20 protein-coding genes, 1 tRNA gene and 2 pseudogenes are annotated in these 20,489 nt (G+C 62.6%); 9 read left to right on the top strand and 14 right to left on the bottom strand.

What is annotated here, in order from left to right; genetic code table 11:
• The first annotated feature begins 60 nt into the window (after positions 1-60).
• Both FJW08_RS24885 and FJW08_RS24875 read left to right on the top strand, forming a co-directional pair.
• On the top strand, positions 61-459 hold the full coding sequence (locus tag FJW08_RS24885) for a hypothetical protein (RefSeq protein ID WP_140812690.1): 399 nt from the start codon (positions 61-63) through the stop codon (positions 457-459).
• Between the two features lie 517 nt (positions 460-976).
• On the top strand, positions 977-1,288 hold the full coding sequence (locus FJW08_RS24875) for a hypothetical protein (protein ID WP_140758054.1): 312 nt from the start codon (positions 977-979) through the stop codon (positions 1,286-1,288).
• Positions 1,289-1,405: 117 nt separating this feature from the next.
• Here the strand turns inward: FJW08_RS24875 and FJW08_RS24870 are convergent.
• Both FJW08_RS24870 and FJW08_RS24865 read right to left on the bottom strand, forming a co-directional pair.
• A tRNA-Lys gene (locus tag FJW08_RS24870) sits at positions 1,406-1,481 on the bottom strand.
• A gap of 106 nt (positions 1,482-1,587) precedes the next feature.
• Entirely contained in the window at positions 1,588-2,496 is a 909-nt protein-coding gene (locus tag FJW08_RS24865) for a PhzF family phenazine biosynthesis protein (RefSeq protein WP_140758055.1), read from the bottom strand.
• 101 nt (positions 2,497-2,597) lie between these two features.
• Between FJW08_RS24865 and FJW08_RS24860 the strand changes: the two genes are divergently transcribed.
• From FJW08_RS24860 to FJW08_RS24850, 3 genes are read left to right on the top strand one after another with little or no spacing between them, the layout of a single operon-like run.
• Positions 2,598-3,884, top strand: coding sequence for an efflux RND transporter periplasmic adaptor subunit (locus FJW08_RS24860; protein WP_140758056.1), 1,287 nt, complete (start codon positions 2,598-2,600; stop codon positions 3,882-3,884).
• Positions 3,885-3,888: 4 nt separating this feature from the next.
• The gene (locus FJW08_RS24855; protein ID WP_140812689.1) at positions 3,889-4,596 is read left to right on the top strand and encodes an ABC transporter ATP-binding protein; all 708 of its coding nucleotides are present in this window, start codon (positions 3,889-3,891) and stop codon (positions 4,594-4,596) included.
• A gap of 2 nt (positions 4,597-4,598) precedes the next feature.
• Positions 4,599-5,816 carry an ABC transporter permease gene (locus FJW08_RS24850; protein WP_140812688.1) on the top strand — a complete coding sequence of 406 codons (1,218 nt, stop codon included), beginning with the start codon at positions 4,599-4,601 and terminating at the stop codon, positions 5,814-5,816.
• 60 nt (positions 5,817-5,876) lie between these two features.
• Here FJW08_RS24850 and FJW08_RS24845 read toward each other — a convergent pair whose 3' ends face one another.
• The 4 genes and pseudogenes from FJW08_RS24845 to FJW08_RS24830 form a co-directional block, all read right to left on the bottom strand.
• Positions 5,877-6,302, bottom strand: coding sequence for a type II toxin-antitoxin system VapC family toxin (locus FJW08_RS24845; RefSeq protein ID WP_140758059.1), 426 nt, complete (start codon positions 6,300-6,302; stop codon positions 5,877-5,879).
• Positions 6,299-6,553: a plasmid stabilization protein gene (locus FJW08_RS24840; protein ID WP_140812687.1), complete on the bottom strand. Its 255-nt coding sequence runs from the start codon at positions 6,551-6,553 to the stop codon at positions 6,299-6,301. The genes FJW08_RS24845 and FJW08_RS24840 overlap by 4 nt, the downstream gene beginning before the upstream one ends.
• A 111-nt stretch (positions 6,554-6,664) precedes the next feature.
• A complete protein-coding gene (locus FJW08_RS24835; protein WP_140812686.1) occupies positions 6,665-7,381 on the bottom strand; it encodes a hypothetical protein in 717 nt (238 codons plus the stop codon).
• Between the two features lie 36 nt (positions 7,382-7,417).
• A pseudogene (locus tag FJW08_RS24830) lies at positions 7,418-8,529 on the bottom strand (endonuclease/exonuclease/phosphatase family protein).
• 162 nt (positions 8,530-8,691) lie between these two features.
• On the opposite strand from FJW08_RS24830, the gene FJW08_RS24825 reads away from it, so the two are divergent.
• Positions 8,692-9,273, top strand: a complete 582-nt coding sequence (locus FJW08_RS24825; RefSeq protein WP_140812685.1) for a BA14K family protein — start codon at positions 8,692-8,694, stop codon at positions 9,271-9,273.
• Between the two features lie 77 nt (positions 9,274-9,350).
• Here the strand turns inward: FJW08_RS24825 and ilvC are convergent, their stop codons facing one another.
• Together ilvC and FJW08_RS24815 are read right to left on the bottom strand one after the other, a co-directional pair.
• Positions 9,351-10,370 carry a ketol-acid reductoisomerase gene (gene ilvC, locus FJW08_RS24820; RefSeq protein WP_023757108.1) on the bottom strand — a complete coding sequence of 340 codons (1,020 nt, stop codon included), beginning with the start codon at positions 10,368-10,370 and terminating at the stop codon, positions 9,351-9,353.
• Positions 10,371-10,504: 134 nt separating this feature from the next.
• The gene (locus tag FJW08_RS24815; protein WP_181183040.1) at positions 10,505-11,158 is read right to left on the bottom strand and encodes a TetR/AcrR family transcriptional regulator; all 654 of its coding nucleotides are present in this window, start codon (positions 11,156-11,158) and stop codon (positions 10,505-10,507) included.
• A 377-nt stretch (positions 11,159-11,535) separates the two neighbouring features.
• On the opposite strand from FJW08_RS24815, the gene FJW08_RS24810 reads away from it, so the two are divergent.
• A complete protein-coding gene (locus FJW08_RS24810) occupies positions 11,536-12,045 on the top strand; it encodes a hypothetical protein (protein WP_140812684.1) in 510 nt (169 codons plus the stop codon).
• A gap of 20 nt (positions 12,046-12,065) precedes the next feature.
• On the opposite strand, the gene FJW08_RS24805 is transcribed toward FJW08_RS24810, so the two are convergent.
• Complete coding sequence (locus FJW08_RS24805; protein WP_140812721.1) at positions 12,066-12,518, bottom strand: MarR family winged helix-turn-helix transcriptional regulator; 453 nt, start codon at positions 12,516-12,518, stop codon at positions 12,066-12,068.
• 101 nt (positions 12,519-12,619) lie between these two features.
• On the opposite strand from FJW08_RS24805, the gene FJW08_RS24800 reads away from it, so the two are divergent.
• Positions 12,620-13,357, top strand: a complete 738-nt coding sequence (locus FJW08_RS24800; protein WP_140812683.1) for a glutathione S-transferase family protein — start codon at positions 12,620-12,622, stop codon at positions 13,355-13,357.
• Between the two features lie 36 nt (positions 13,358-13,393).
• Here the strand turns inward: FJW08_RS24800 and FJW08_RS24795 are convergent.
• Together FJW08_RS24795 and FJW08_RS24790 are read right to left on the bottom strand one after the other, a co-directional pair.
• Positions 13,394-13,850, bottom strand: a pseudogene (locus tag FJW08_RS24795) (NAD(P)/FAD-dependent oxidoreductase); the annotation flags it as partial.
• A 53-nt stretch (positions 13,851-13,903) separates the two neighbouring features.
• On the bottom strand, positions 13,904-14,314 hold the full coding sequence (locus tag FJW08_RS24790; protein ID WP_140812682.1) for a helix-turn-helix domain-containing protein: 411 nt from the start codon (positions 14,312-14,314) through the stop codon (positions 13,904-13,906).
• A 135-nt stretch (positions 14,315-14,449) separates the two neighbouring features.
• Here FJW08_RS24790 and FJW08_RS24785 point away from each other — a divergent pair, with 135 nt between their 5' ends.
• A complete protein-coding gene (locus tag FJW08_RS24785; RefSeq protein ID WP_140812681.1) occupies positions 14,450-15,340 on the top strand; it encodes an SDR family oxidoreductase in 891 nt (296 codons plus the stop codon).
• A 34-nt stretch (positions 15,341-15,374) separates the two neighbouring features.
• On the opposite strand, the gene FJW08_RS24780 is transcribed toward FJW08_RS24785, so the two are convergent.
• From FJW08_RS24780 to FJW08_RS24770, 3 genes are all read right to left on the bottom strand, one after another.
• Positions 15,375-16,412 carry an aldehyde reductase gene (locus FJW08_RS24780; protein WP_140812680.1) on the bottom strand — a complete coding sequence of 346 codons (1,038 nt, stop codon included), beginning with the start codon at positions 16,410-16,412 and terminating at the stop codon, positions 15,375-15,377.
• 38 nt (positions 16,413-16,450) lie between these two features.
• Positions 16,451-18,370 (bottom strand): potassium transporter Kup, encoded by a 1,920-nt coding sequence (locus tag FJW08_RS24775; RefSeq protein ID WP_140812679.1) that lies wholly within the window; start codon positions 18,368-18,370, stop codon positions 16,451-16,453.
• A 151-nt stretch (positions 18,371-18,521) separates the two neighbouring features.
• Positions 18,522-20,435, bottom strand: coding sequence for a potassium transporter Kup (locus FJW08_RS24770; RefSeq protein ID WP_140812678.1), 1,914 nt, complete (start codon positions 20,433-20,435; stop codon positions 18,522-18,524).
• Positions 20,436-20,489 lie beyond the last annotated feature (54 nt).

The following is a 20,489-nucleotide window of genomic DNA, read 5'->3' as shown; positions in this document are numbered from 1 at the left end:
AATAATAACGCCGTTTTGATTGTTTCATGAGACCAGTAAATCTCATGTGGAGATCAGACGATGTATTTGAAGGCGATAACTATCATTGCGCTGCTTTGCGGCACTGTTGCGCCGGCTTTTTCGCAGTATGTCGATGAGAATGGCCGCTTCCGGCGCGCCGGCGACGACGGGCTGGCCAAAATCCAATCCAGTCTGACCATGACCCTTCCCGTCAAGGACGACGAGGATGTCGCGGCGCAGCAGCAAACCGCGCTGCGTTCATTCTACAAGGTCGCGGCCGGCAGTTGCGCCATGGTGCTCGATACCGTTGCCGACACATGCGAGGTCACCAGCGTGACCACGAACGTCAACGCCAGGGATCGCAGCATGGGAGGTGCTGCGGGATCGCAGATGACAGTGACCGGGCAGATCGCCATGAAGGTCAAGTTCAAGGCCAGCATCGGCAAACCGGCGCAGTAAGGCACCTGCAGCCCAGCCACCCCACCTGGTTCATCACTGAGGCCTGTTCAAGCGCTCAACGCCGACCAACGTACATATTTCGTCGAGACAACGATCCAAATTCTCGTGAATTTCGGTACCCGTGAACCGAAGGACGGTCCAGCCTTGTCCATATAGCCAGCGATCTCGTTTTGCGTCATGGGCCCAACGCACGGGCAGTGCGGCGTTGCCCGACATCCTCGCGATATGATGCGCCCATGCGCGGACGCCTTGTGTACAAATCCTCATAAATTTTCGGATGCCCCCAAGGGGGGCTCGCGATTTCCTGGCTCGGGCCTACTGAAATTTCGACCGCAAGAAGAAGCGCCGGGCGCCGCTCGGCCTTTCTGCAGGCTCCCGCGAACTTACATTAGCAAGAAAGAATATATTAACGGCTGTGATGCAGCCTTGCATACGGGGACGGGAAACACCTCCTCATCGGACGTTCCAAACGCGCGCCCTCAGGCGCCGGGACGCTCGACCAATGCGGAGCAAACGCATGAGTGTCGGAGCAGCTCTCGAACTATTGCTGCGGTTGATTTATAACCGAGCCATGAAGTTGGCGGCGTTGCCGGAGGACGAAAGGGATACACACTACGATCTCATCCGCCGTTCATGCTGCGAAGCAGCCGAGCACATCGGGCAAAACCCCGACAAGGCAGCCATCACCGCAAACGATATGGTTGAGTTTATTCGCGCACTAGTGGGAATCATCGAAGTGGGCCGTGGATCAAACCAAGGGCCAAGCACAGATCGGCCGCCGCCAGCGCGACATTTTGGCAGCCGGGAGAACGGCATGACGCGCATCTAGATCCAGCATGCAATTTCGGTGCTGGCTCAAAATATCTGGACATAGAGCGGACACGGACTTCCGCCTGCATCCACCAGGGTCCCTCACCTCGTCCAACAAATTGATTTTGTTAGAATTTGGTGGGTGCGCACAGGATTGAACTGTGGACCCGCTGATTAAGAGTCAGCTGCTCTACCAACTGAGCTACGCACCCACTCGGCCGGCAAAAACCGGCGTTGGCGGCCATATAGCCGCCGATGCCGATCCTGTCCAGCCCTGCTGGAATCATTTCCCGACAAATCGACCGAGGCCTCTCCCGGTCAAACGAAAAGCTTGCCTTCCGCCACCTTGATCGCATTGCCGCCAATGCGCGCGGACGCCAGTTTTCCACCCTGTACGGTCAGTTCGAGGCGGATGCGCGATGGCCGCCCCATCTCCAGTCCCTGCTCGATCCATAGCTGCGAAACCCCGTCCGTCGGGCCGTCGAAATGCATGATGGCGCCGGCGAAAGCGGCCGCAGCGGAGCCCGTCGCCGGGTCCTCATAGGACGGCGTGCCGGGCACGATCATGCGCACATGAAAAGCGCTTTCGTGATTCACCGTCTCGCGGCAATAGACGTACGGACTGGCGAAGGCCCATTCGGTCTTGCGCGGTGCCAGTTCCGACCACGCCTGGTTGTCCAGCCTGATCCGGCCCGCCGCCTCGAGGTTGGCGACCGGAATGGTCACATAGGGCACGCCCGCCGACCAGAAGGCGACACGGTGATTCTCGAAGCCGATCTCGTGCGGCGCCAGGCCAAGCGCCGCCCCGACCGCCTCCGGATCGGCATCGAGCTTCAACGGCTCCGGCAGTTTCGCCAGGTCGAATTCGGCGAAGGTGGCGCCATCGTGCTTGCTGACCGCGCAACGCACCGGACCGATGTTTTCTTCCAGCACGAAGATGCCGGCTCCACCCTCACCGGCCAGTTCCGCCAGCGCGATAGCCGAGCCCACCGTCGGGTGGCCCGCGAATGGCATTTCATAGTCGGGCGTGAAGATGCGGATGCGGTTTCGGTGCTTTGGGTTATCAGGCGGCAGCACGAATACCGATTCGGACAGGTTGAACTCGCGCGCGATGGCCTGCATCGCGGCGGTGTCCAGACCTTTGCAATCCAACACCACCGCCAGCGGGTTGCCGGCCAGTCGCTGGGTCGTAAACACATCGTAAAGCAAGTAATTCCGGGTTTGCATTCCTGCCTCAATCCCAACATGGGCGAAATTTAATTTGATATTTGAACCGGTAAGCCTGATCTGTGCACAGATAGGGACATTACGCATCACAGGGGTCCGACGTGGACCAGATTGTCAATCTGCCAAAGACGGAATCGGATTCCGCCATCGAGACGGCGCTTGGACTCGACAGACAAGGTCTGCGCAAGACGCGCCGGCGTGGCTGGCTCTATGCGTTGCTGGCGCTGATCGTCCTCGTCGCGGCTTTTGCGGGCTATCAATGGTACGCCGGCACGCCGACCAGGATAGACTACACGACAGTGCCGGCGGCCAAGGCCGACCTTACCGTCCAGGTGTCGGCGACGGGCACGCTGCAGCCGCTCACCCAAGTCGACATATCAAGCCAGCTCTCCGGCATCATACGCTCGGTCGCGGTCAATGAGAACCAGCAGGTGAAGAAGGGCGACGTGCTGGCGGCGCTCGACACCGCCAAGCTGCAGGTCCAGATCGAACGAGCCGAAGCGTCCGCGAAAGCCGCGGCTGCCAATGTCGAGGACGCCAAGGTAACGCTGGCCGAGAACGAAAGCGCGCTTGTCCGCGCGGCCGCGTTGACCAAGCGCGGCATGGCCACCGACCAGTCACTCGAGGCGGCGACCGCGACGCGCGACCGCTCCAGGGCGGCGCTCGACAGCGCCGCGGCCAATCTGGCCATCGCCAATGCCGACCTGAAATCGCAGCAGACCGACCTCGCCAACAGCACCATCTACGCGCCGATCGATGGCATCGTGCTGACCCGTTCGGTCGACCCCGGCCAGACGGTAGCCTCTTCGCTGCAGGCGCCGGTGCTGTTTATCATCGCCGCGGATTTGAGGAACATGGAGCTGGTGGCGGCGGTCGACGAAGCCGACATCGGTGCGGTCAAGTCAGGCCAGCACGCCCGCTTCACCGTCGACGCCTTCCCCGACCGGCCGTTCGATGCCGAAATCCGCGACATCTCCTATGCCTCGGTCACGACGGATGGCGTCGTCACCTACAATGCGCGGCTCGAGGTCGACAACAGCGAACTTCTGCTGCGCCCGGGCATGACCGCTACCGTTTCGGTGGTCACCCGGCAGGCCAAGGATGTGCTCACCGTGCCCGCCGGCGCCTTCCGCTACCGCCCGGCGCAGCAGGCCGCGCGCGGCTGGAGCCTCAGCGACCTGTTCACCGGCCGCATGGGCCGCCCCAACCGCCAGCGCCAGGCGGCGAAGCCACCGACCGATGGTTCTCGCACGCTCTATGTGCTGGAGAACGGCCGGCCGCATCCGGTCAACGTCAAGATCGGCTCGACCGATGGCGAACTGACCGAGATCACCTCCGGCCTGGAGGAAGGCGCGCAGATCATCACCGCCTCGCAGTCGCGGAGCTGAGGCCGTGGCCGTGGGCGCGCCCCTCATCACCTTCGACAAGGTCTGGAAGAGCTACGGCCAGGGCGAAGCCAAGGTGCATGCGCTGGCCGGCGTCGACCTTGCCATCCGGCGCGGCGAATTCGTCGCCATCATGGGCCCGTCGGGCTCCGGCAAGTCGACGGCGATGAACATCATCGGCTGCCTCGACACGCCGACGGCCGGAACCTACTCCTTCATGGGCGTCGATGCCGGCCGGCTCGACCGCAACCGCCGCGCCATGCTGCGCAACCTCTATGTCGGCTTCGTCTTCCAGGGCTACAATCTGCTGGCCCGCACCACCGCGGCCGAGAATGTCGAACTGCCGCTGATCTATCGCGGCGTCGCCGCCCGCGAGCGCCGCGACCTTGCCATGCAGGCGCTGGCCCAGGTCGGCCTCGTCGGCCGCGAGCATCACACGCCGGCGGAACTTTCCGGCGGCCAGCAGCAGCGTGTCGCGATCGCGCGCGCCATCGTCACCAGGCCGACGCTGCTCGTCGCCGACGAGCCGACCGGAAATCTCGACACGGCTCGCACCCATGAGATCATGGAGTTGCTGACGAAGCTGAACAAGGAGCTTGGCCTGACCATCGCCATGGTCACACACGAGGCCGATGTCGCCGAATATGCCGAGCGCACCATCCGCTTCCTCGACGGCCACGTCGCCTCCGACACCGCGAAACTGGAGACGGCATAACCATGATCTGGGAAACCGTCCGCCTCTCGCTGCGCTCGATCCGCCGCAACGTGCTGCGCTCGTTCCTGACGCTGCTCGGCATCGTCATCGGCGTCGCCGCCGTCATTGCCATGCTGACCATCGGCTCCGGCACCACGCAAAAGGTCAAGGCCGACATTTCCAAGCTCGGCAGCAATCTGCTGGTCGTGCGAGCCGGGCGCCCAGCCGGTCCCGGCGGTCCGGGCGGGCTCGACCAGGCGGTGCGGCCGCTGGCGGAAAAGGACCTGGCGGCGCTGGTTGCGCATCTCACCGGCGCGCGCGCCATTTCGCCGGCCTCGCAAAAGCAGGTCCGCGTCATCTTCGGCACCGAAAGCCTGACTTCAGGCGTTACCGGCACCGACAGCGCCTATCTCGACGCGCGCGACTGGAAGCTGGTGTCCGGCCGTCCGTTCAGCGATTCCGAAACCCGCTCGGGCACCGGCGTGTGCCTGATCGGCGAGACGGTGCGCCAGCAGTTCTTCGGCGCCGGCGATCCCGAGGGCGAAATCATCCGCGTCAACCGCACCTCCTGCAAGATCGTTGGCCTGCTCGAACCCAAGGGCTATACCGGCTTCGGTCAGGACCAGGACAATGTCGTGCTGATGCCGCTCGCCGCCTATCAGCGCCGCATCGCCGGCAACCGCGATATCGACAACATCTACATCGCCGCCGACGACCGCACGCCGACCACCGAATTGCAGCCGCGCGTCGAGGACATTTTGCGCGATGCGCGCCGCATAACTCCCGACCGCGAGAGCGATTTCGGCATCCGCGACATGACCCAGATCGCCGATGCCATGGCCAGCGCCACCACCACCATGACCGGCATGCTGGGTGCGGTCGCCGGCGTCAGCCTGCTTGTCGGCGGCATCGGCATCATGAACATCATGCTGGTGTCGGTCACCGAGCGCACCCGCGAGATCGGCATCAGGCTCGCCATCGGCGCGCATGAAAAGCACATCCTCATCCAGTTCCTGGTCGAGGCGACGGTGCTGTCGCTGCTCGGCGGCATCATCGGCATCCTGATTGGCCTGGCGCTGGCCGGCCTCGCCTCGATGACCCTGACCATACCCTTCGCGCCGAGCCCGGCCGTCATCCTGCTCGCCGTCGGCTTCTCCGCGCTGATCGGCATGGTGTTCGGCTTCTTCCCGGCCCTGCGCGGCGCCAGGCTCGACCCGATCGACGCGCTAAGGCACGAGTAAGCGTCGACACGCCGGCCGGTCTTCTGATCTATTGCTTGCCTATGGCTTAGGAACGCCCGGTTATATCGCTGCTTCCCACGGATTGACGGTGTTCAACCCGGCGGCCGCGAATGGACCGGTGTCGCGTGTGGCGATCGTGAGACCGTGCGCTACGGCCGTCGCCGCGATGTAGCCGTCCGCGTTGCCGATCGCCTTGCCCGCGGCTCTCGCCTGTACCATGAGGTTGGCATAGGCGCGCGACGCATCGAGGTCGAAGGGCAGAATGCGGCCAGCAAACAGCGGCAACGCGTCCTGCTCGAGACGATCCTGCAGGATCGTGCGGCGCTTGCCGGCAGGCATCGCCGCGATGCCGAAACGCAACTCGGCTACGGTGACAGCCGAGAGATACAGGGTTTCGACCGCCTGGGCGTCGATCCACCCGATGACGCGGGGATCGGGTGCAGGTCTCCACGGCTCGGAAATGACATTGGTGTCGATGAGGATCATTCGAATCTCACCGGCCCGCCCGGTGTTTTGTCGCGGAGCTGCTGCAAGGCATCGACGTCCCCATCCGACAATCCGGCCTCGCGGCCGATGGCGGCGAGCAGCGAGCCGAGCTTGACCCGATTGGCCGGCCGCACGGCCGTTTCCAGGATTTCACGCATTTCGGCTTCAGTGCTGCGGCCGTGATGCGCGGCCCGCACCTTCAAGGCCCGGAGCGTTTCCTCTGGCAAATTGCGGATAGTGACGGCGCTCATCGATAGCAGTCCACCTATAGTGACATCGTTGATAGCATTTTATCAAATTCGCTATCACAGCGCAATCTCTCGGCACTCTTCGGCAGGACGCACGCCCAGGGTACTAACGATTTAGCCTTCGTTCGAAAAATGCCACTCGATCAGCGGCTTCATGTGCCGCGACAACCCGTCCGGCAGGTCGCCGGCATGGCGGATCACCACCGGTCCCTCGATCTCCGGATCGGCTTCGGTGGCGACGAAGGCCGAGATTCGGCGCGCAATCTCGTTGGCAGGCTCGTCCACGTGATAACGGCGGAAGATGACGGTGCCGCTTGCCGCCGACAGGGCGTGCCAGCGCACGCCGCGCCTGGCATCCGACAGGTCGAGGCCGGTCTCCTCACGCACCTCGCGGATCATGTTGAAATCGACATCGACCAGCCCATCACGGAAATCGATCGGCTCGAACGAGCCGGCGGCGAAATAGACGCTGCCGGCACCCACTGTGTGTCGTCCCATGCGGATCGCCACCAGCGCATTGTCCCCGGCCACCAGCATGGCATGGCCATAGGCGTGCTCGGCGCCGGAATTTTCCCGTCGCTTGCGCCAGAGCATGAAGGTCGAGTAGTTGACCGCATGGCAGCGGCCAACGAGGCTGCGGTCGCGATAGGCAAGTTCTGAAAGCAGAACCACCGTGCCATCGAACAGCGCCGGATTGGCCGCTATCTCCTGCCGCCAGTTCTCGGCGATCGCCTCGGCATTATCCACCGCGAAGGGATGCGGTCCGGCATCGAGGCGCACATCGATGGCGTCGACCGGCAGGATGACATTGCGCGGAAGATCAAAACTCATGTCGGCTCAGGCCCTATCCTGCCCACATCCTGCCCATCAGACCATGTCCAACGTGATCGCCACCGGGCAATGGTCCGAAGCCTTGGGCCGATCCCAGCCGGTGCGCTGGAAGCGCTCGACTTCCTGGCCGGCGGGAAAGATCGTGCGCCAGGGTTGGCCGTTGCGGATGATGTCGGGTACCGCGGTGGCGTTCTTCGCCGCCAGCCCCTTCGACAGCAGGATGTAGTCGAGTTGGCACAGATGCCGCTCTTGCGGCCCGCGTGTGTGATAGAAGCTCCATCGGTTCATTTCCGGCCGCCGCTCGACGACGTTTTCGCAGAAGCCGCCCGCTGTCAGCACATTGATGCACGACAGGTTCTCGTCGACCACCTGGAAACGGTAGCCGTCGATCTCATCGCCGGCGATCTTCACGCGCTGACGGTAGTCGTTCATGTCGCCGCAGATCGCCCAGCGCTGTCGGCCGCATGATCCACACCGAAACGCTCCTCGATGATGCGCCGCACGGCCTGCGCCTCGGCGATGCGCACCGGCATCGTCGCTTCGCGTCCGTCGAACCCGTTGCGGGGCGACCCCATCGACTTGAAGTGCACGAGATAGAGCGTCAGCGGCACACCGCCCACGGTGACATCGACTTCCAGGCAGTCGCGCCGGAAGATGCGTTCATTGGCCTGGTTGCCGAGGGCTGCAAGCTCCGGCGTGTGCAACCCGAACTGCTCGTAGGTGACATAGGCGTGGCTGGTCATGCGCACGAATTCGATCGGCTGTCCCTGCGCGGTTTCGTTGCGCATCATCAGGGCGACATCGATGCCGCGCGAATCATTGCCCGATGTTGTGTATTTCTGGCGGTAACCCTGCCCCACCATCTTGAACAGATAGCCATATTCGAAGGCCTTCAGGGCCTCGATGTTGTCGACCTCCTGCATGCAGATGATGTCGGCACGGGTGGCGGCGATGGCCAGCGCCGTCAGCTGGCGCGTATCGTCGGATTGCGCGATGGCGCGCGCCTGTTCCAGCATCCTGTATTCGGCCTCGCTCCGGATATCGAACAGCGCCAGCGTCCGGTCTTCGTTGAGCTGGTTGCGATAGCCGGAAAAATCGAACCTGTTCATCAGGTTCTCGACATTGAAGGTGGCAAGGCGCAGCGACATGCCCTGACCTTTGCCTGCAAGCGACAGCCAACACAAGAGTCAAGGCGCATGCCCGTCATGGTTGACGGAACCTTTCCGTTCATCTTCCGTTCATAGGAAAAGTCCCATCAATAGGTCTCTTCCCGGGTGTCGGCGTGGGGCCTTTACTCCTTGGAGAGTGAAATGAAACCGCTCTTTTCTTCCTTCCGGTCCGGGCTGATAAGCCTCGGCCTTGTTGCGGGGCTGACGGTGCCGTCGCTCGCCGGCCCGATCCTGCAACCCGATCTCTCGACCGCAACCGCGACGCCCGCGCCGCAGATCATCCCCGTCCGCGACAGCTGGGCCGGCGGTAACGATCGCCCGATCTGGCGCTGGCGCAACGGCGGCGGCGACTTCAGATTCCGCTCCGGCAACTTCAGCGGTCAACGTCATTTTTCCCGTAACTGGAACGGCGGCAACTGGAATGGCAATAACAACTGGCGGTGGCGGCATCATCGTCGAAACTTCGATGATGGTGACGCAGCCATTTTGGGTCTAGGCCTCGGCCTTGGATTGGGCAGCCTGGCCTATAACAACTATTATGATCCCTATTACTATGACTCCTATCCGCGGTACTATCACCCGCATCGCTACTACCGTGCGGGTCGGCTTTCCAGCGCCCATGTCCAGTGGTGCTATAACAGGTACCGGTCGTATCGAGCCTGGGACAACACGTTCCAGCCCTACAACGGCCCGCGCCAGCAGTGCCGGTCGCCTTACGGTTGAGCTGTAACCGAACCTGGCTATCTGAAGTAAAAAACGGCGCCACGCGGCGCCGTTTTTCATGGTCGAGCCTGGATCGCTCAGTTCTTGGCCTTGTCGACCAGCTTGTTCTTGGAAATCCACGGCATCATCGCGCGCAGCTTGGCGCCGACCTCCTCGATCTGGTGGCTGTCGTTCATGCGGCGGATGCCCTTGAAGCGCGACATGCCGGCGCGGTATTCCTGCATCCATTCCGAGGTGAATTTTCCCGTCTGGATGTCCTTCAGCACGCGCTTCATCTCGGCCTTGGTCTCGGCGGTGATGATGCGCGGACCCGAGACATATTCGCCCCACTCGGCGGTGTTGGAGATCGAGTAGTTCATGTTGGCGATGCCGCCTTCATAGATCAGGTCGACGATCAGCTTGACCTCGTGCAGGCACTCGAAATAGGCCATTTCCGGCGCGTAACCGGCTTCCACCAGCGTCTCGAAGCCGGCGCGGATCAGTTCGACCAGGCCGCCGCACAGAACGACCTGCTCGCCGAACAGGTCGGTCTCGCATTCCTCGCGGAAATTGGTCTCGATGATGCCCGAACGGCCGCCGCCGACGCCGCAGGCGTAGGACAGAGCGAGGTCGAGCGCATTGCCCGAGGCGTCCTGGTTGACGGCGACCAGGCACGGCACGCCGCCGCCCTTCTGGTATTCGCCGCGCACCGTGTGGCCCGGGCCCTTCGGCGCGATCATGACGACGTCGACGGTCGACTTCGGCTCGATGAGGCCGAAATGCACGTTGAGGCCATGCGCGAAGGCGATCGCGGCGCCGTCGCGGATGTTCGGTGCGATTTCGTTCTTGTAGATGTCGGCCTGCAGTTCGTCGGGCGTCGCCATCATCATCAGGTCGGCCCATTTGGCGGCGTCGGCGACGCTCATCACCTTGAGCCCGTCGGCCTCGACCTTCTTGGCGGTCGCCGAGCCGGCCTTGAGGCCGATGGCGATCTCCTTGGCGCCGGAATCCTTGAGGTTGAGCGCATGCGCCCTGCCCTGGCTGCCATAGCCGATGATGGCGACCTTCTTGCCCTTGATCAGGTTGAGATCGGCATCACGATCGTAATAGACACGCATTTTACTTCCTTCCCGTTTTGAAGAGAGCATGATGCCGAAAAGTGTGAAGCGGTTTTCGGACGACATCATGCTCCATCTCTTGATGTAGAGCCGGATTCAGATTTCAGGTCGATTTGACCTGAAATCATCCGGCTCTATGGGCCTTGCGGCCCGGTTTTTGCTCCGAAAAGAGCGAGAAACTGTTGCGTCGCGCGGATGGCATCGCCGCCGATCGCCGCCTCAGTCAATTCCAGCCGGTCACCGAGCAGCAGACGGATCTGCACATCCCGGCCAACCAGCCCGAAAAAGGTGCGAAACGCCGTTTCGGCATCCGCAAAATCAAGGAGCCCGGCCTGCCAGCCGGCTTCCAGCACCGGCTTCAGCCTCTTGGCCAGTGCAAAGCGCCCATTCTCCAGCACGACGGCGCCGAGATTGTCCTTGCCCGATCCTGCATGACCGACCGCCACCCTGTTAAGCGCGATCGAGGTATCGCTGGAGATCACCTTCAACCAGTCGCAGGCAAATCGCTCGAGGCTTGCCGTCAGCGAGGCAAGGTCGAGCCCCTTGCCGTCGACCTGCGCCACCCGCACCTTGGACGCCTGCCACTGCACGGTCGCGGTCAGCAGGCCGTCGCGGTCACCGAACCATTTGTAGAGCGTTTCCTTCGAACAGCTCGCTCGCCGCGCGACGGCGGCCATGGTCAGGTTGTCGCCGTCCTCGACCAGCAACCGCAAAGCCGCATCCAGGACGGCCTGCTGCCGCTCCGTCAGCGTCTCGCTGTTGTCGATGTCGGGCACGCTGTGCAACACGTTCTTCCCTCGCGAACGGCCAAGCCAGTCAATTTCGGCAATCCGTACCGTACGTTACGGTTCGCCACTTCTATGACGTATTGCGTCGGCGTACGCAAGCCCTTTCGCCGCAGCGAGAACCGCCAGCACCTTCGATGCAGCGATCTGCTGTAGAACGGATCGAAACCTACAAAGCCATGCTTGTTGTAAATCTTACCGTAATGCCGAAAAGCTATTCTTGACCAAGCGCAACTTGAGTTCCGACGAGCGATGGCAGAGCTGTGACAGCATCCGACCCTGACCAATTCATTGTCATTCCAGGGGAGCCTACTTTCCGGAAGTCCGTGGTCTCCCCGGTATCGGTCCAGCTTCCGATTACAGCGTATGTGAACAGACGAATGACCGTCTTTGTCGGCGCTTTCTGGACATTTGTTACGCTGATAATGGCCATTGCCGCATTGACGTTGTTTCTCGGCACGCCCCACCACACATTTTTTGAAAACATAGCGCTGACACTGTTTGGACTTTTCGCCCTTGGGATGGTCCCGCTTTCATCGGCTGCCGCGCTTTTTTGCTTCCAGGACGCCCGATCGAATGAACCAGTCTTGATTATCGACAAACAGAGCCTGATCGACAATCGCTCTGGTTTGTCGGTCAGATGGATGGATGTCGTGAGCGCACGGCCAGTCCACAACTGGGGCGTCACGCTGCAAATGCGTGGCCCCACCGCTTTGCCGAAATCCTTGCGGCTCGGATACCCGCTTCTGATCTGGCGCAAACCCGATGAAGTCCATGTTCAGTCGAATTTCCTGAGCGCGCCGCAGCACGAGATCGTCAAATCAATTTTTGGACTCGTCGGTCTGGGCGGAGGTCAGGTTTTGCCCAGCCGACCGTTCCGGCTACTCTGATTCCGAATACACGACAGAGATCAGTCCGCGGCGGGCGGATGGCGCAGCTGGCCAAGCAGTTCCGAGATCATGCTCAGCTCATCCGATGAAAGCTTGCCACCCACCAGTTCGGCGATCGAACGTCCGTAGACCGCCCACATCCGGCGGCGCGTCTCACGTCCCCTGGCCGTGATGCGGATGGTTTGCCCACGACCGTCATCGGCCACCGGCAGTTTTTCGACCAGACCGTCGGTCTCGAGCCGGGCCAACAGCCGCGAGATGTTGTATTGCGCAAAAAGGGTGCGCTCGATCAGTTGAAACGGCCGCAAGCCGCCCTCGCCGGCCTCGGCAAGCTCGTGCAGCACGTCGTACCATGCAAGCGGCGGCAGGCCGCCCTCCTTCAGAGCCTCCTCGGCGCGTTCCATCAATTGGCGCGAAACCCGCATCAGGCGAGCCCAGACCTTGATTGCATCCGGCGAAGGCATCTCTGTCATGGCTGCACCATAAGAGATAGATGCAATTGCATCAAGCTTGACGATCAATGCAAGTGCATCTACATAGATGCGATTGCATCGATATCGAGAGGCATATCCCCATGCAACATCCCGACACCCTCAGTCTCGTCAGCCACCCCCTTTGCCCCTATGTCCAGCGTGCGGCGATCTCGCTGGCCGAGAAGGGCGTCCCGTTCGAACGCGTCGACATCGACCTCGCCAACAAGCCGGACTGGTTCAAGGCGATCTCCCCGCTCGGCAAGGTGCCACTGCTGCGCGTACAGCAAAATGGCGACGAGACGATGATCTTCGAATCCGCGGTCATCCTCGAATTCCTCGAGGAAACACAGGCCAATCCGCTCCACCCGGCCGACCCTTATGCCCGCGCCCGGCACCGCGCCTGGATCGAGTACGGCTCAGCCATCCTCAACGCCATCGGCCGGTTCTATTCAGCGCCGAGCGAGGCCGGCTTCCTCGCCGAGTCCAGTGCGCTGTCGGCGATGTTTGGCCGCCTTGAGGCTGAACTCGCTGACGATACCCTGCGGAGCAGGCCATGGTTCGCTGGCAGCCGCTTTTCCCTCGTCGATGCAGTTTACGGTCCGGTCTTTCGCTACCTCGACGCCTTCGACCGCATCGGCGATTTCGGCATCCTGGACGGCAAGCCGCTTGTCCAGGCCTGGCGCGAGGCGTTGAGCGAACGCACTTCGATCAAGGGCGCCGTCGCGCCCGACTATCCGCAGCGCCTGCATGCTTTCCTGCGGGCGAAGGAGTCTTTTCTCTCGAGTCTCATTCGGCAAGGCGATCCGGCCACCGCGCTTCGGCAAGCCCAGCCCGCCTGAACGGATCGATCACCGTGCCGGCCACCATCGAGGCCAGGAACCGCGGATCAGCATGGCCCGTTCGCCGGTCTCCAGGGTCTCGATTTCGACGCCGGTTTCGATGGGAATCGCCTCGCGTCGCGCCGCACGGAAAAGCACGCCGAATAGGGCCGCCCGGTGCACCGCCAAGCCGAAGCGGTCGCTGTGCTGAGCGTCGTAGCGGACGTCCAGCACAGTGCGGCCGGTCGAGGCGTCGGCGCCATGCAGTCGGTCTATGCGGCGCCGAGCGCCAATATGTCGTCCAGCAGGCCGAGATCGGCAAGCACCGACAGCCCTGTCGGCTGCAGGATCAACCCGGAGCCGACCGGCTTCTGTTCCTCGAAGCGCTCGAAGATGGTGACCCTATGCCCGGCACGCTTGAGATAGAGCGCCGTGGCCAGCCCGGCCGGACCGGCGCCTGCAATTGCGATATCGTGGGAAATGCCGTTGCCCCCAGTCCAACTGGCCGGGACAATCCTTCAGCCGCCGGATGAAATCAAGTCGCGACGCCGAGCGCTACCCGTCTGTTCAAGCCTGCGTCGAGTCAAAGGCATTGCGCGCGTCGCGCACCGCGTCGTGGTTGTTTTCAGCCCACTGCAACAGATACTGCAAAGCGTCGAACATCGATCGCCCAAGGTCGGTCAGGCTGTATTCGACGCTGGGCGGCTTGGTTGGAAACACTTCGCGACGCACATAGCCGTCGCGCTGCAGATCGTAGAGCGTTTGGGTCAGCATGCGCTGCGAGATATCGGGAACCAGCCGCCGCAGCTCGCCGAAGCGATAGGGCTGCTCGGCAAGGGCCGCCGTCAACAGCGAACTCCATTTGCCATTGAGTCCCTGGATGACGTCGCGGACCGGGCAATCCGCGATGTTTCCGCCGTCGGTCATCGCTTTGTAGACTTCGAGTTTGGACTTCAGATTGACGGTCCGGCTGTCCATGGCTGGTTCCCTGCGTGTGCCTACCTCCCGAAAAACTGCCTTCTTTACGGCAGTGGGTCAATTCCTATTTTAGTGCTGGTCTCTTTTTGAGACCGCCACCCGAACCGCCCTTCCGGCGCAATGTCAGGATCCTCCATGACCGCAACTCTTCTCGTCACCGGCGCGTCCGGCCAGCTCGGCCGCAGCGTCATCAACCATCTGCTGGACACGTTCGAGATACCGGCGGCGCGGATCATCGCCACGACCCGCACGCCCGCCAATCTTGCCGACCTGTCGGCGCGCGGCATCACCGTTCGCGAGGCCGATTTCGACGATCAGGCCTCGCTTGCCAAAGCCTTCGCCGGCGCCGACCGGGCGCTGATCATTTCGACCAACGAGCTGGCGATCCAGGGAAAGCGCCGCGAACAGCAGCTCGCGGCGGTCGCTGCGGCCAGCAAGGCCGGCGTCGGCCACCTGCTTTACACCTCCCTGCCCAACACGGAGCCGGGTTCACCGGTGCTCTTCGCGCCCGACCATTACGACACCGAACAGGCGATCAAGGCCAGCGGCATCCCCTACACGATCTTCCGCAACGGCTGGTATGACGAGAACCTGTTCATGGCGATGCCGCAGATCCTCGCCTCGGGCCACTGGTATACGTCCGCGGGCGACGGCGCCATTTCCTATGGCGCGCGTGACGACCTCGCCGCGGCCATTGCGGCTGGGCTGGCTTCGGGCAACACCAAAAGTACGACTTACACGCTGACTGGCCCGAAGGCTTATACCTCGGCCGAAGTTGCTGCACTCGTCACCGAAGTCACCGGCAAGCCGATCCAGGTCGTCCAGCTCTCCGATGAAGCACTGACCGAGGGGATGAAGGCAGCTGGTCTTCCCGAACCGATCGCCAAGCTCCTGGTGTCCTTCGATGCTGCCACGCGCATTGGCGGCCTCGGCATGGTGACGGACTCCGTCGAAAAGCTTTCCGGTCGGAAGTCTGTACCGCTGAAGCAGTTCCTCGAGGCCAACAAGGCCGCACTGGCAGGCTGAAACGCGCGCGGCGGGAAGTCTTTCTCCCGCCGCGCTATTTCGGGGTTTTGACCAACCCAAGCCGGATCAGGCTTTCTCCGGTGGCCGCCAGCGCGTCCTCTCGTGAGCGCGGCGCCCAGCCGAGCATGCGCACCGCCTTAGCGTTGGTGGCGTTCTTGACCTTGCCGAGTTCCGTCACCAGTTGCGCGGCTTCCGCGTTGAACAGCCCCACCGCCCGCACCAGCCAATCGGGAAGCTCCCGCGTCGAGACCCGCGAGGCGGCGGCGCCGAGCCGCGTCTTCACAGTCCGCGCGATCGCCCGCACCGTCATGAAATCGCCGGCGACGGCCAGAAACCGCTCGCCCTTGGCGGCGGGATTGGTCATGGCGCGCACATGCAGGTCGGCCACGTCGCGCGCATCGACCACGCCGAAGGACAGGCGCGGCAATCCCGGCATGGCACCGTTCATCATGCGCTGGACAAATTCGGTGGACGTCGAATGGTCTGATCCGAGGACAGGCCCGAAAATTCCGACCGGATTGACGACCGCCAACTCCAGACTGCCACCCTCGGCGGCGATGAAATTCCACGCCGCACGCTCGGCGAGCGTCTTCGACTTCACATAGGCGCTGACCTTGGCCGTTGGATCGGTCCAGCTCTCCTCGGTGAAGGGCCGGCCGTCGGGCGGCATCTTGCCATAGCCGATGGCCGCGAAGGACGATGTCAGCACGACGCGTTTGACGCCGGCGTCTCGCGCCGCCCTGAGCACGCGCAAGGCACCTTCGCGAGCCGGGATGATCAGGTCATCCTCATGCTTCGGCACGCCAGGCGGAAATGGTGACGCGACATGCAGGACATAATCGCAGCCGGCGACCGCTTGCAGCCAGCCAGCGTCGCTCATAAGGTCGGCGATGGCAAAGGAGAGCCTGTCGCCCGGCTCGCCGCCGGCCTTCAGCATGGCGATAACGTCGGCTTCGCGCTTGGCGGAGCGCACTGTCGTCCGCACGCGATAGCCCGCCTTCAACAGGGCAAGGATACAGTGTGCGCCGAGGAAACCCGATCCGCCGGTGACAAGCACCAATTCGCCGCTCATCTCAGCCCTCCCCGTTCAGGTCGAGACGATCGAACTCGTCAGATCGCCACCTGTGTGCCGATTTCTACCACACGTCCAGTCGGGATCTGGAAATATTCAGTGGCGTCCGCCGCCGTTCGCGCCAGGCCGATGAACAGCCTGTCCTGCCATACCGGCATGCCGGAATTGGGCGAAGCCTTGAGCGAGCGCCGTGACAGGAAAAAGGACGTCGTCATGATGTCGAACTTCCAGCCCTGCTTGCGGCAGATCGCCAACGCGCGCGGGATGTTGGGCTGTTCCATGTAGCCGAAGGTCAGCGTCACCCGCATGAACAGCTCGTTGACCGTCTCCATCTTGACGCGGTCGCTGTCGGGCACGACGGGCTGGGGGGCGGTCACCACCGAAAGGATGACGTTCTGTTCGTGCAGCACCTTGTAGTGCTTGAGGCTGTGCATCAGCGAGGTCGGCGCGCTGAGCGGATCGCTGGTCAGGAACACCGCGGTGCCGGATACCAGCTGCGGCTTTTTCTTCAAAAGGTTGCCGGCGAGGAAATCGAGCGGGATCTCGTTGCGGCGGGTCTTGTCGAACAGATAGCGGCTGCCGCGCACCCAGGTCCACATGCCCAGCACGATGGTGAAGGCCACGACCAGCGACGCCCAGCCGCCTTCGAACACTTTGACGATGTTGGAGGCGAAGAAGCCGATGTCGATGAAGGCGAACAGCACCGTCAGCGGGACCGCCAGCGACAGCTTCCATTTCCAGATACGGGTCATGACGACATAGAGCAGCACCGTCGTCACCAGCATGTTGCCGGTTACCGAGATGCCATAGGCCGAGGCCAGCTTGCTGGACTCGCCGAAGCCGACCACCAGCATCATCACCACCAGGGCCAGCAGCAGGTTGACGCGCGGCATGTAGATCTGGCCGGACTGCTTTTCCGATGTGTGCAGGATTTCCAGCCGCGGCAGCATGTTGAGCTGCACCGCCTGCCGGGTCAGCGAAAAAGCCCCTGAAATGACCGCCTGGCTGGCAATGACGGTAGCCGCCGTCGCCAGCACCACCATCGGGATCAGCGTCCAACCCCCGTTCATCTCGAAGAACGGATGGCCGACCACGCCGCCATTCGCCAGTATGAAGGCGCCTTGCCCTGCATAATTGAGCAGCAGGCAAGGGAACACGATCGCCAGCCAGGCAAGCACGATCGGCTTGCGGCCGAAATGGCCGAGATCGGCATAGAGCGCTTCCGCGCCGGTCACGGCAAGGAAGACGGCGCCGACCGTCACGAAGGCGACGTCGGGCGAATTGATCAGGAAAGCGACGATATAGTGCGGGCTGACGGCCCACAGGATTTCCGGATCGACGATGATGTGATTGATGCCGGATAGACCGATGGCCAGGAACCACACTGCGGTCACCGGGCCGAACACCAGCCCAACGCCGCCGGTACCGAAGCGCTGGACGGCAAACACCACGGCGAGGATGACCAGCGTCAATGGCACGACATAGGGCTGGAAAGTGGGGGTGACGACATTCATGCCCTCGACCGCCGAAAGCACCGAAATCGCCGGCGTGATGACCGCGTCACCGAAAAACAGCGAGGCGCCGACGATGCCGATGCCGAGAATCACCGCCGAGCGCTTCGGAAAACTGCCGCGGGCCAGCGCCATCAGCGACAGCACGCCGCCCTCGCCGCGGTTGTCGGCACGCAGCACGAACATGATGTACTTTACCGTGACGGTAATAGTCAGCGACCAGATGATCAGCGACAGCACGCCGAGAATATCGGCACGGGTCGCGACATCGCTGCCGGACGAAGCGTGCAACGCCTCCCGGAGCGCATAGATCGGGCTGGTGCCGATATCGCCATAGACCACGCCGAGTGCGCCCAGCATCAACACCTTGGTGCTGTGCTGCTCGATTTCGGGATGGCTCGATTGGTCGACGGGTTCTGCCTCACTACCAGCATTGGCAAGGGCCATGCACGACACTCCGATAAACGCGCGGTGCTCTACGCTTGCTGCAGTGCAATATCAAGTGCCGTAGCGTTATGGCGCTCGGTCGGCAGCGCGCGGCTCTTGCGGGGCGACTTCTCGCGGAGGGCAGACCCGCGGCCCGGCAAGCGCGTGTCTGTTAAATGGCGACCTGCGTGCCGATTTCAACGACGCGGCCGGTGGGTATCTGGAAATACTCCGTCGCATCGGCCGCCGAGCGCGCCAGGCCGATGAACAGCCGGTCCTGCCACACGGGCATGCCGGAATTGGGCGAAGCCTTGAGCGAGCGCCGCGACAGGAAGAAGGACGTCGTCATGATGTCGAACTTCCAGCCCTGCTTGCGGCAGATCGCCAGCGCGCGTGGAATGTTTGGCTGTTCCATGTAGCCGAAAGTCAGCGTCACCCGCATGAACAGTTCGTTGACCGTCTCCATCTTGACCCGGTCGCTGTCGGGCACCACCGGCTGGGGGGCGGTCACCACCGAAAGAATGACGTTCTGCTCATGCAGCACCTTGTAGTGCTTCAGGCTGTGCATCAGCGCGGTCGGCGCGCTGAGCGGATCGCTGGTCAGGAATACGGCGGTGCCCGAGACCAGCTGCGGCTTTTTCTTCAAAAGGTTGCCGGCGAGGAAATCGAGCGGGATTTCGTTGCGGCGGGTCTTGTCGAAGAGATAGCGGCTGCCGCGTATCCACGTCCACATGATCAGTCCCATCAGGCAGGCAACGGTGATCGAGACCCAGCCGCCTTCCACGATCTTCACGACATTGGCCAGGAAGAAGCCGCTGTCGATGATGCCGAACAGCAAGGTCAGCGCCAGGGCAAGCGCCAGCTTCCATTTCCACATCTTGCGCATCACCACGAACAGCAGGATCGTCGTCATCAGCATTTCGCCGGTCACCGAGATGCCGTAGGCGGAAGCCAGCGAACTCGAACTGCCGAAACCGACCACCAGCAGCATCACCCCCAACGCGATGAGCAGGTTGACGCGGGGCATGTAGATCTGCCCGGACTGCATTTCCGACGTATGCTGCACCTCGATGCGTGGCAGAAGATTGAGCTGTACCGCCTGGCGGGTCAGCGAAAAAGCACCCGAAATGACCGCCTGGCTGGCAATGACCGTCGCGGCCGTTGCAAGTCCCACCATCGGCATCAGTGCCCAGTCGGGCAGCATCTGGAAGAACGGATTGGTCGGCTTTCCGCCATTGGCGAGCACAAAGGCGCCCTGCCCGAAATAGTTGAGCAGCAGGCAGGGAAACACCACGGAAAACCATGCCAGCACGATCGGCTTGCGTCCGAAATGGCCGAGATCCACGTAGAGCGCCTCGGCCCCCGTCACTGCCAGGAACACGGCGCCGACGGTGACGAAGGCGGCGGTGGGTGTGCAGGCCAGATAGGCGACCGCGTAATAGGGATTGATGGCCAGCAGGATCGATGGATCATCCATCAAGTGCCAGAGGCCCGCGACACCGATGGCCAGGAACCACAGTGCCGTCACTGGGCCGAACACCGCCGCCACCTTTCCCGTGCCGAAGCGCTGCACGGAAAACAGGATGGCAAGGATGACCAGCGTGATCGGCACCACATAGGCGTCCAGCGTCGGGGTCACCACCGTCAGGCCTTCGACCGCCGACAGCACCGAAATGGCCGGCGTTATGATCGAATCGCCGAAAAACAGCGCCGCGCCGCAAAGGCCGATCACGAGGATCAGCCGGGCGCCTTTGGGATAGGCGCTGCGTGCCAACGACATCAGCGACAGCGTGCCGCCTTCGCCCTTGTTGTCGGCACGAAGCACGAAGGCGACGTATTTGATGGTCACGATGATCGTCAGCGCCCAGACGATCAGCGATAGCACGCCAAGCACGTGAACGCGCGTTGCGATACCAGGCGAAGCGTGAAGCGCCTCTCGGAAGGCGTAAATCGGACTTGTGCCTATATCGCCATAGACAACGCCGAGCGCGCCCAGCATCAGAACCTTGGTGCTGTGCTGCTCGACCCCGCCATGGCCTGATTGCTCGACGGTTTCAGCCTCGCTCCCGCTATTGGCAAGGGCCATCGACCACTCTCCGACAAGCGCGCGGTGCTCTATGCATGCTGCGATACGCTATCA

This window comes from Mesorhizobium sp. B3-2-1 (genome assembly GCF_006439515.1).
In the GTDB taxonomy this organism is placed as follows: Bacteria; Pseudomonadota; Alphaproteobacteria; order Rhizobiales; family Rhizobiaceae; genus Mesorhizobium.
Note: the sequence above shows the minus strand (reverse complement) of the source record. Positions and strands in the feature narration are given on the sequence as shown.

Excerpts from the sequence above, each read along its gene's own strand:
- FJW08_RS24885 (WP_140812690.1), top strand. The coding sequence starts at position 61 with ATGTATTTGAAGGCGATAACTATCATTGCGCTGCTTTGCGGCACTGTT.
- FJW08_RS24875 (WP_140758054.1), top strand. The coding sequence starts at position 977 with ATGAGTGTCGGAGCAGCTCTCGAACTATTGCTGCGGTTGATTTATAAC.
- FJW08_RS24865 (WP_140758055.1), bottom strand. The coding sequence starts at position 2,496 with ATGCAAACCCGGAATTACTTGCTTTACGATGTGTTTACGACCCAGCGA.
- FJW08_RS24850 (WP_140812688.1), top strand. The coding sequence starts at position 4,599 with ATGATCTGGGAAACCGTCCGCCTCTCGCTGCGCTCGATCCGCCGCAAC.
- FJW08_RS24845 (WP_140758059.1), bottom strand. The coding sequence starts at position 6,302 with ATGATCCTCATCGACACCAATGTCATTTCCGAGCCGTGGAGACCTGCA.
- FJW08_RS24840 (WP_140812687.1), bottom strand. The coding sequence starts at position 6,553 with ATGAGCGCCGTCACTATCCGCAATTTGCCAGAGGAAACGCTCCGGGCC.
- FJW08_RS24835 (WP_140812686.1), bottom strand. The coding sequence starts at position 7,381 with ATGAGTTTTGATCTTCCGCGCAATGTCATCCTGCCGGTCGACGCCATC.
- FJW08_RS24825 (WP_140812685.1), top strand. The coding sequence starts at position 8,692 with ATGAAACCGCTCTTTTCTTCCTTCCGGTCCGGGCTGATAAGCCTCGGC.
- ilvC (WP_023757108.1), bottom strand. The coding sequence starts at position 10,370 with ATGCGTGTCTATTACGATCGTGATGCCGATCTCAACCTGATCAAGGGC.
- FJW08_RS24810 (WP_140812684.1), top strand. The coding sequence starts at position 11,536 with ATGACCGTCTTTGTCGGCGCTTTCTGGACATTTGTTACGCTGATAATG.
- FJW08_RS24805 (WP_140812721.1), bottom strand. The coding sequence starts at position 12,518 with ATGACAGAGATGCCTTCGCCGGATGCAATCAAGGTCTGGGCTCGCCTG.
- FJW08_RS24800 (WP_140812683.1), top strand. The coding sequence starts at position 12,620 with ATGCAACATCCCGACACCCTCAGTCTCGTCAGCCACCCCCTTTGCCCC.
- FJW08_RS24790 (WP_140812682.1), bottom strand. The coding sequence starts at position 14,314 with ATGGACAGCCGGACCGTCAATCTGAAGTCCAAACTCGAAGTCTACAAA.
- FJW08_RS24785 (WP_140812681.1), top strand. The coding sequence starts at position 14,450 with ATGACCGCAACTCTTCTCGTCACCGGCGCGTCCGGCCAGCTCGGCCGC.
- FJW08_RS24780 (WP_140812680.1), bottom strand. The coding sequence starts at position 16,412 with ATGAGCGGCGAATTGGTGCTTGTCACCGGCGGATCGGGTTTCCTCGGC.
- FJW08_RS24775 (WP_140812679.1), bottom strand. The coding sequence starts at position 18,370 with ATGGCCCTTGCCAATGCTGGTAGTGAGGCAGAACCCGTCGACCAATCG.
- FJW08_RS24770 (WP_140812678.1), bottom strand. The coding sequence starts at position 20,435 with ATGGCCCTTGCCAATAGCGGGAGCGAGGCTGAAACCGTCGAGCAATCA.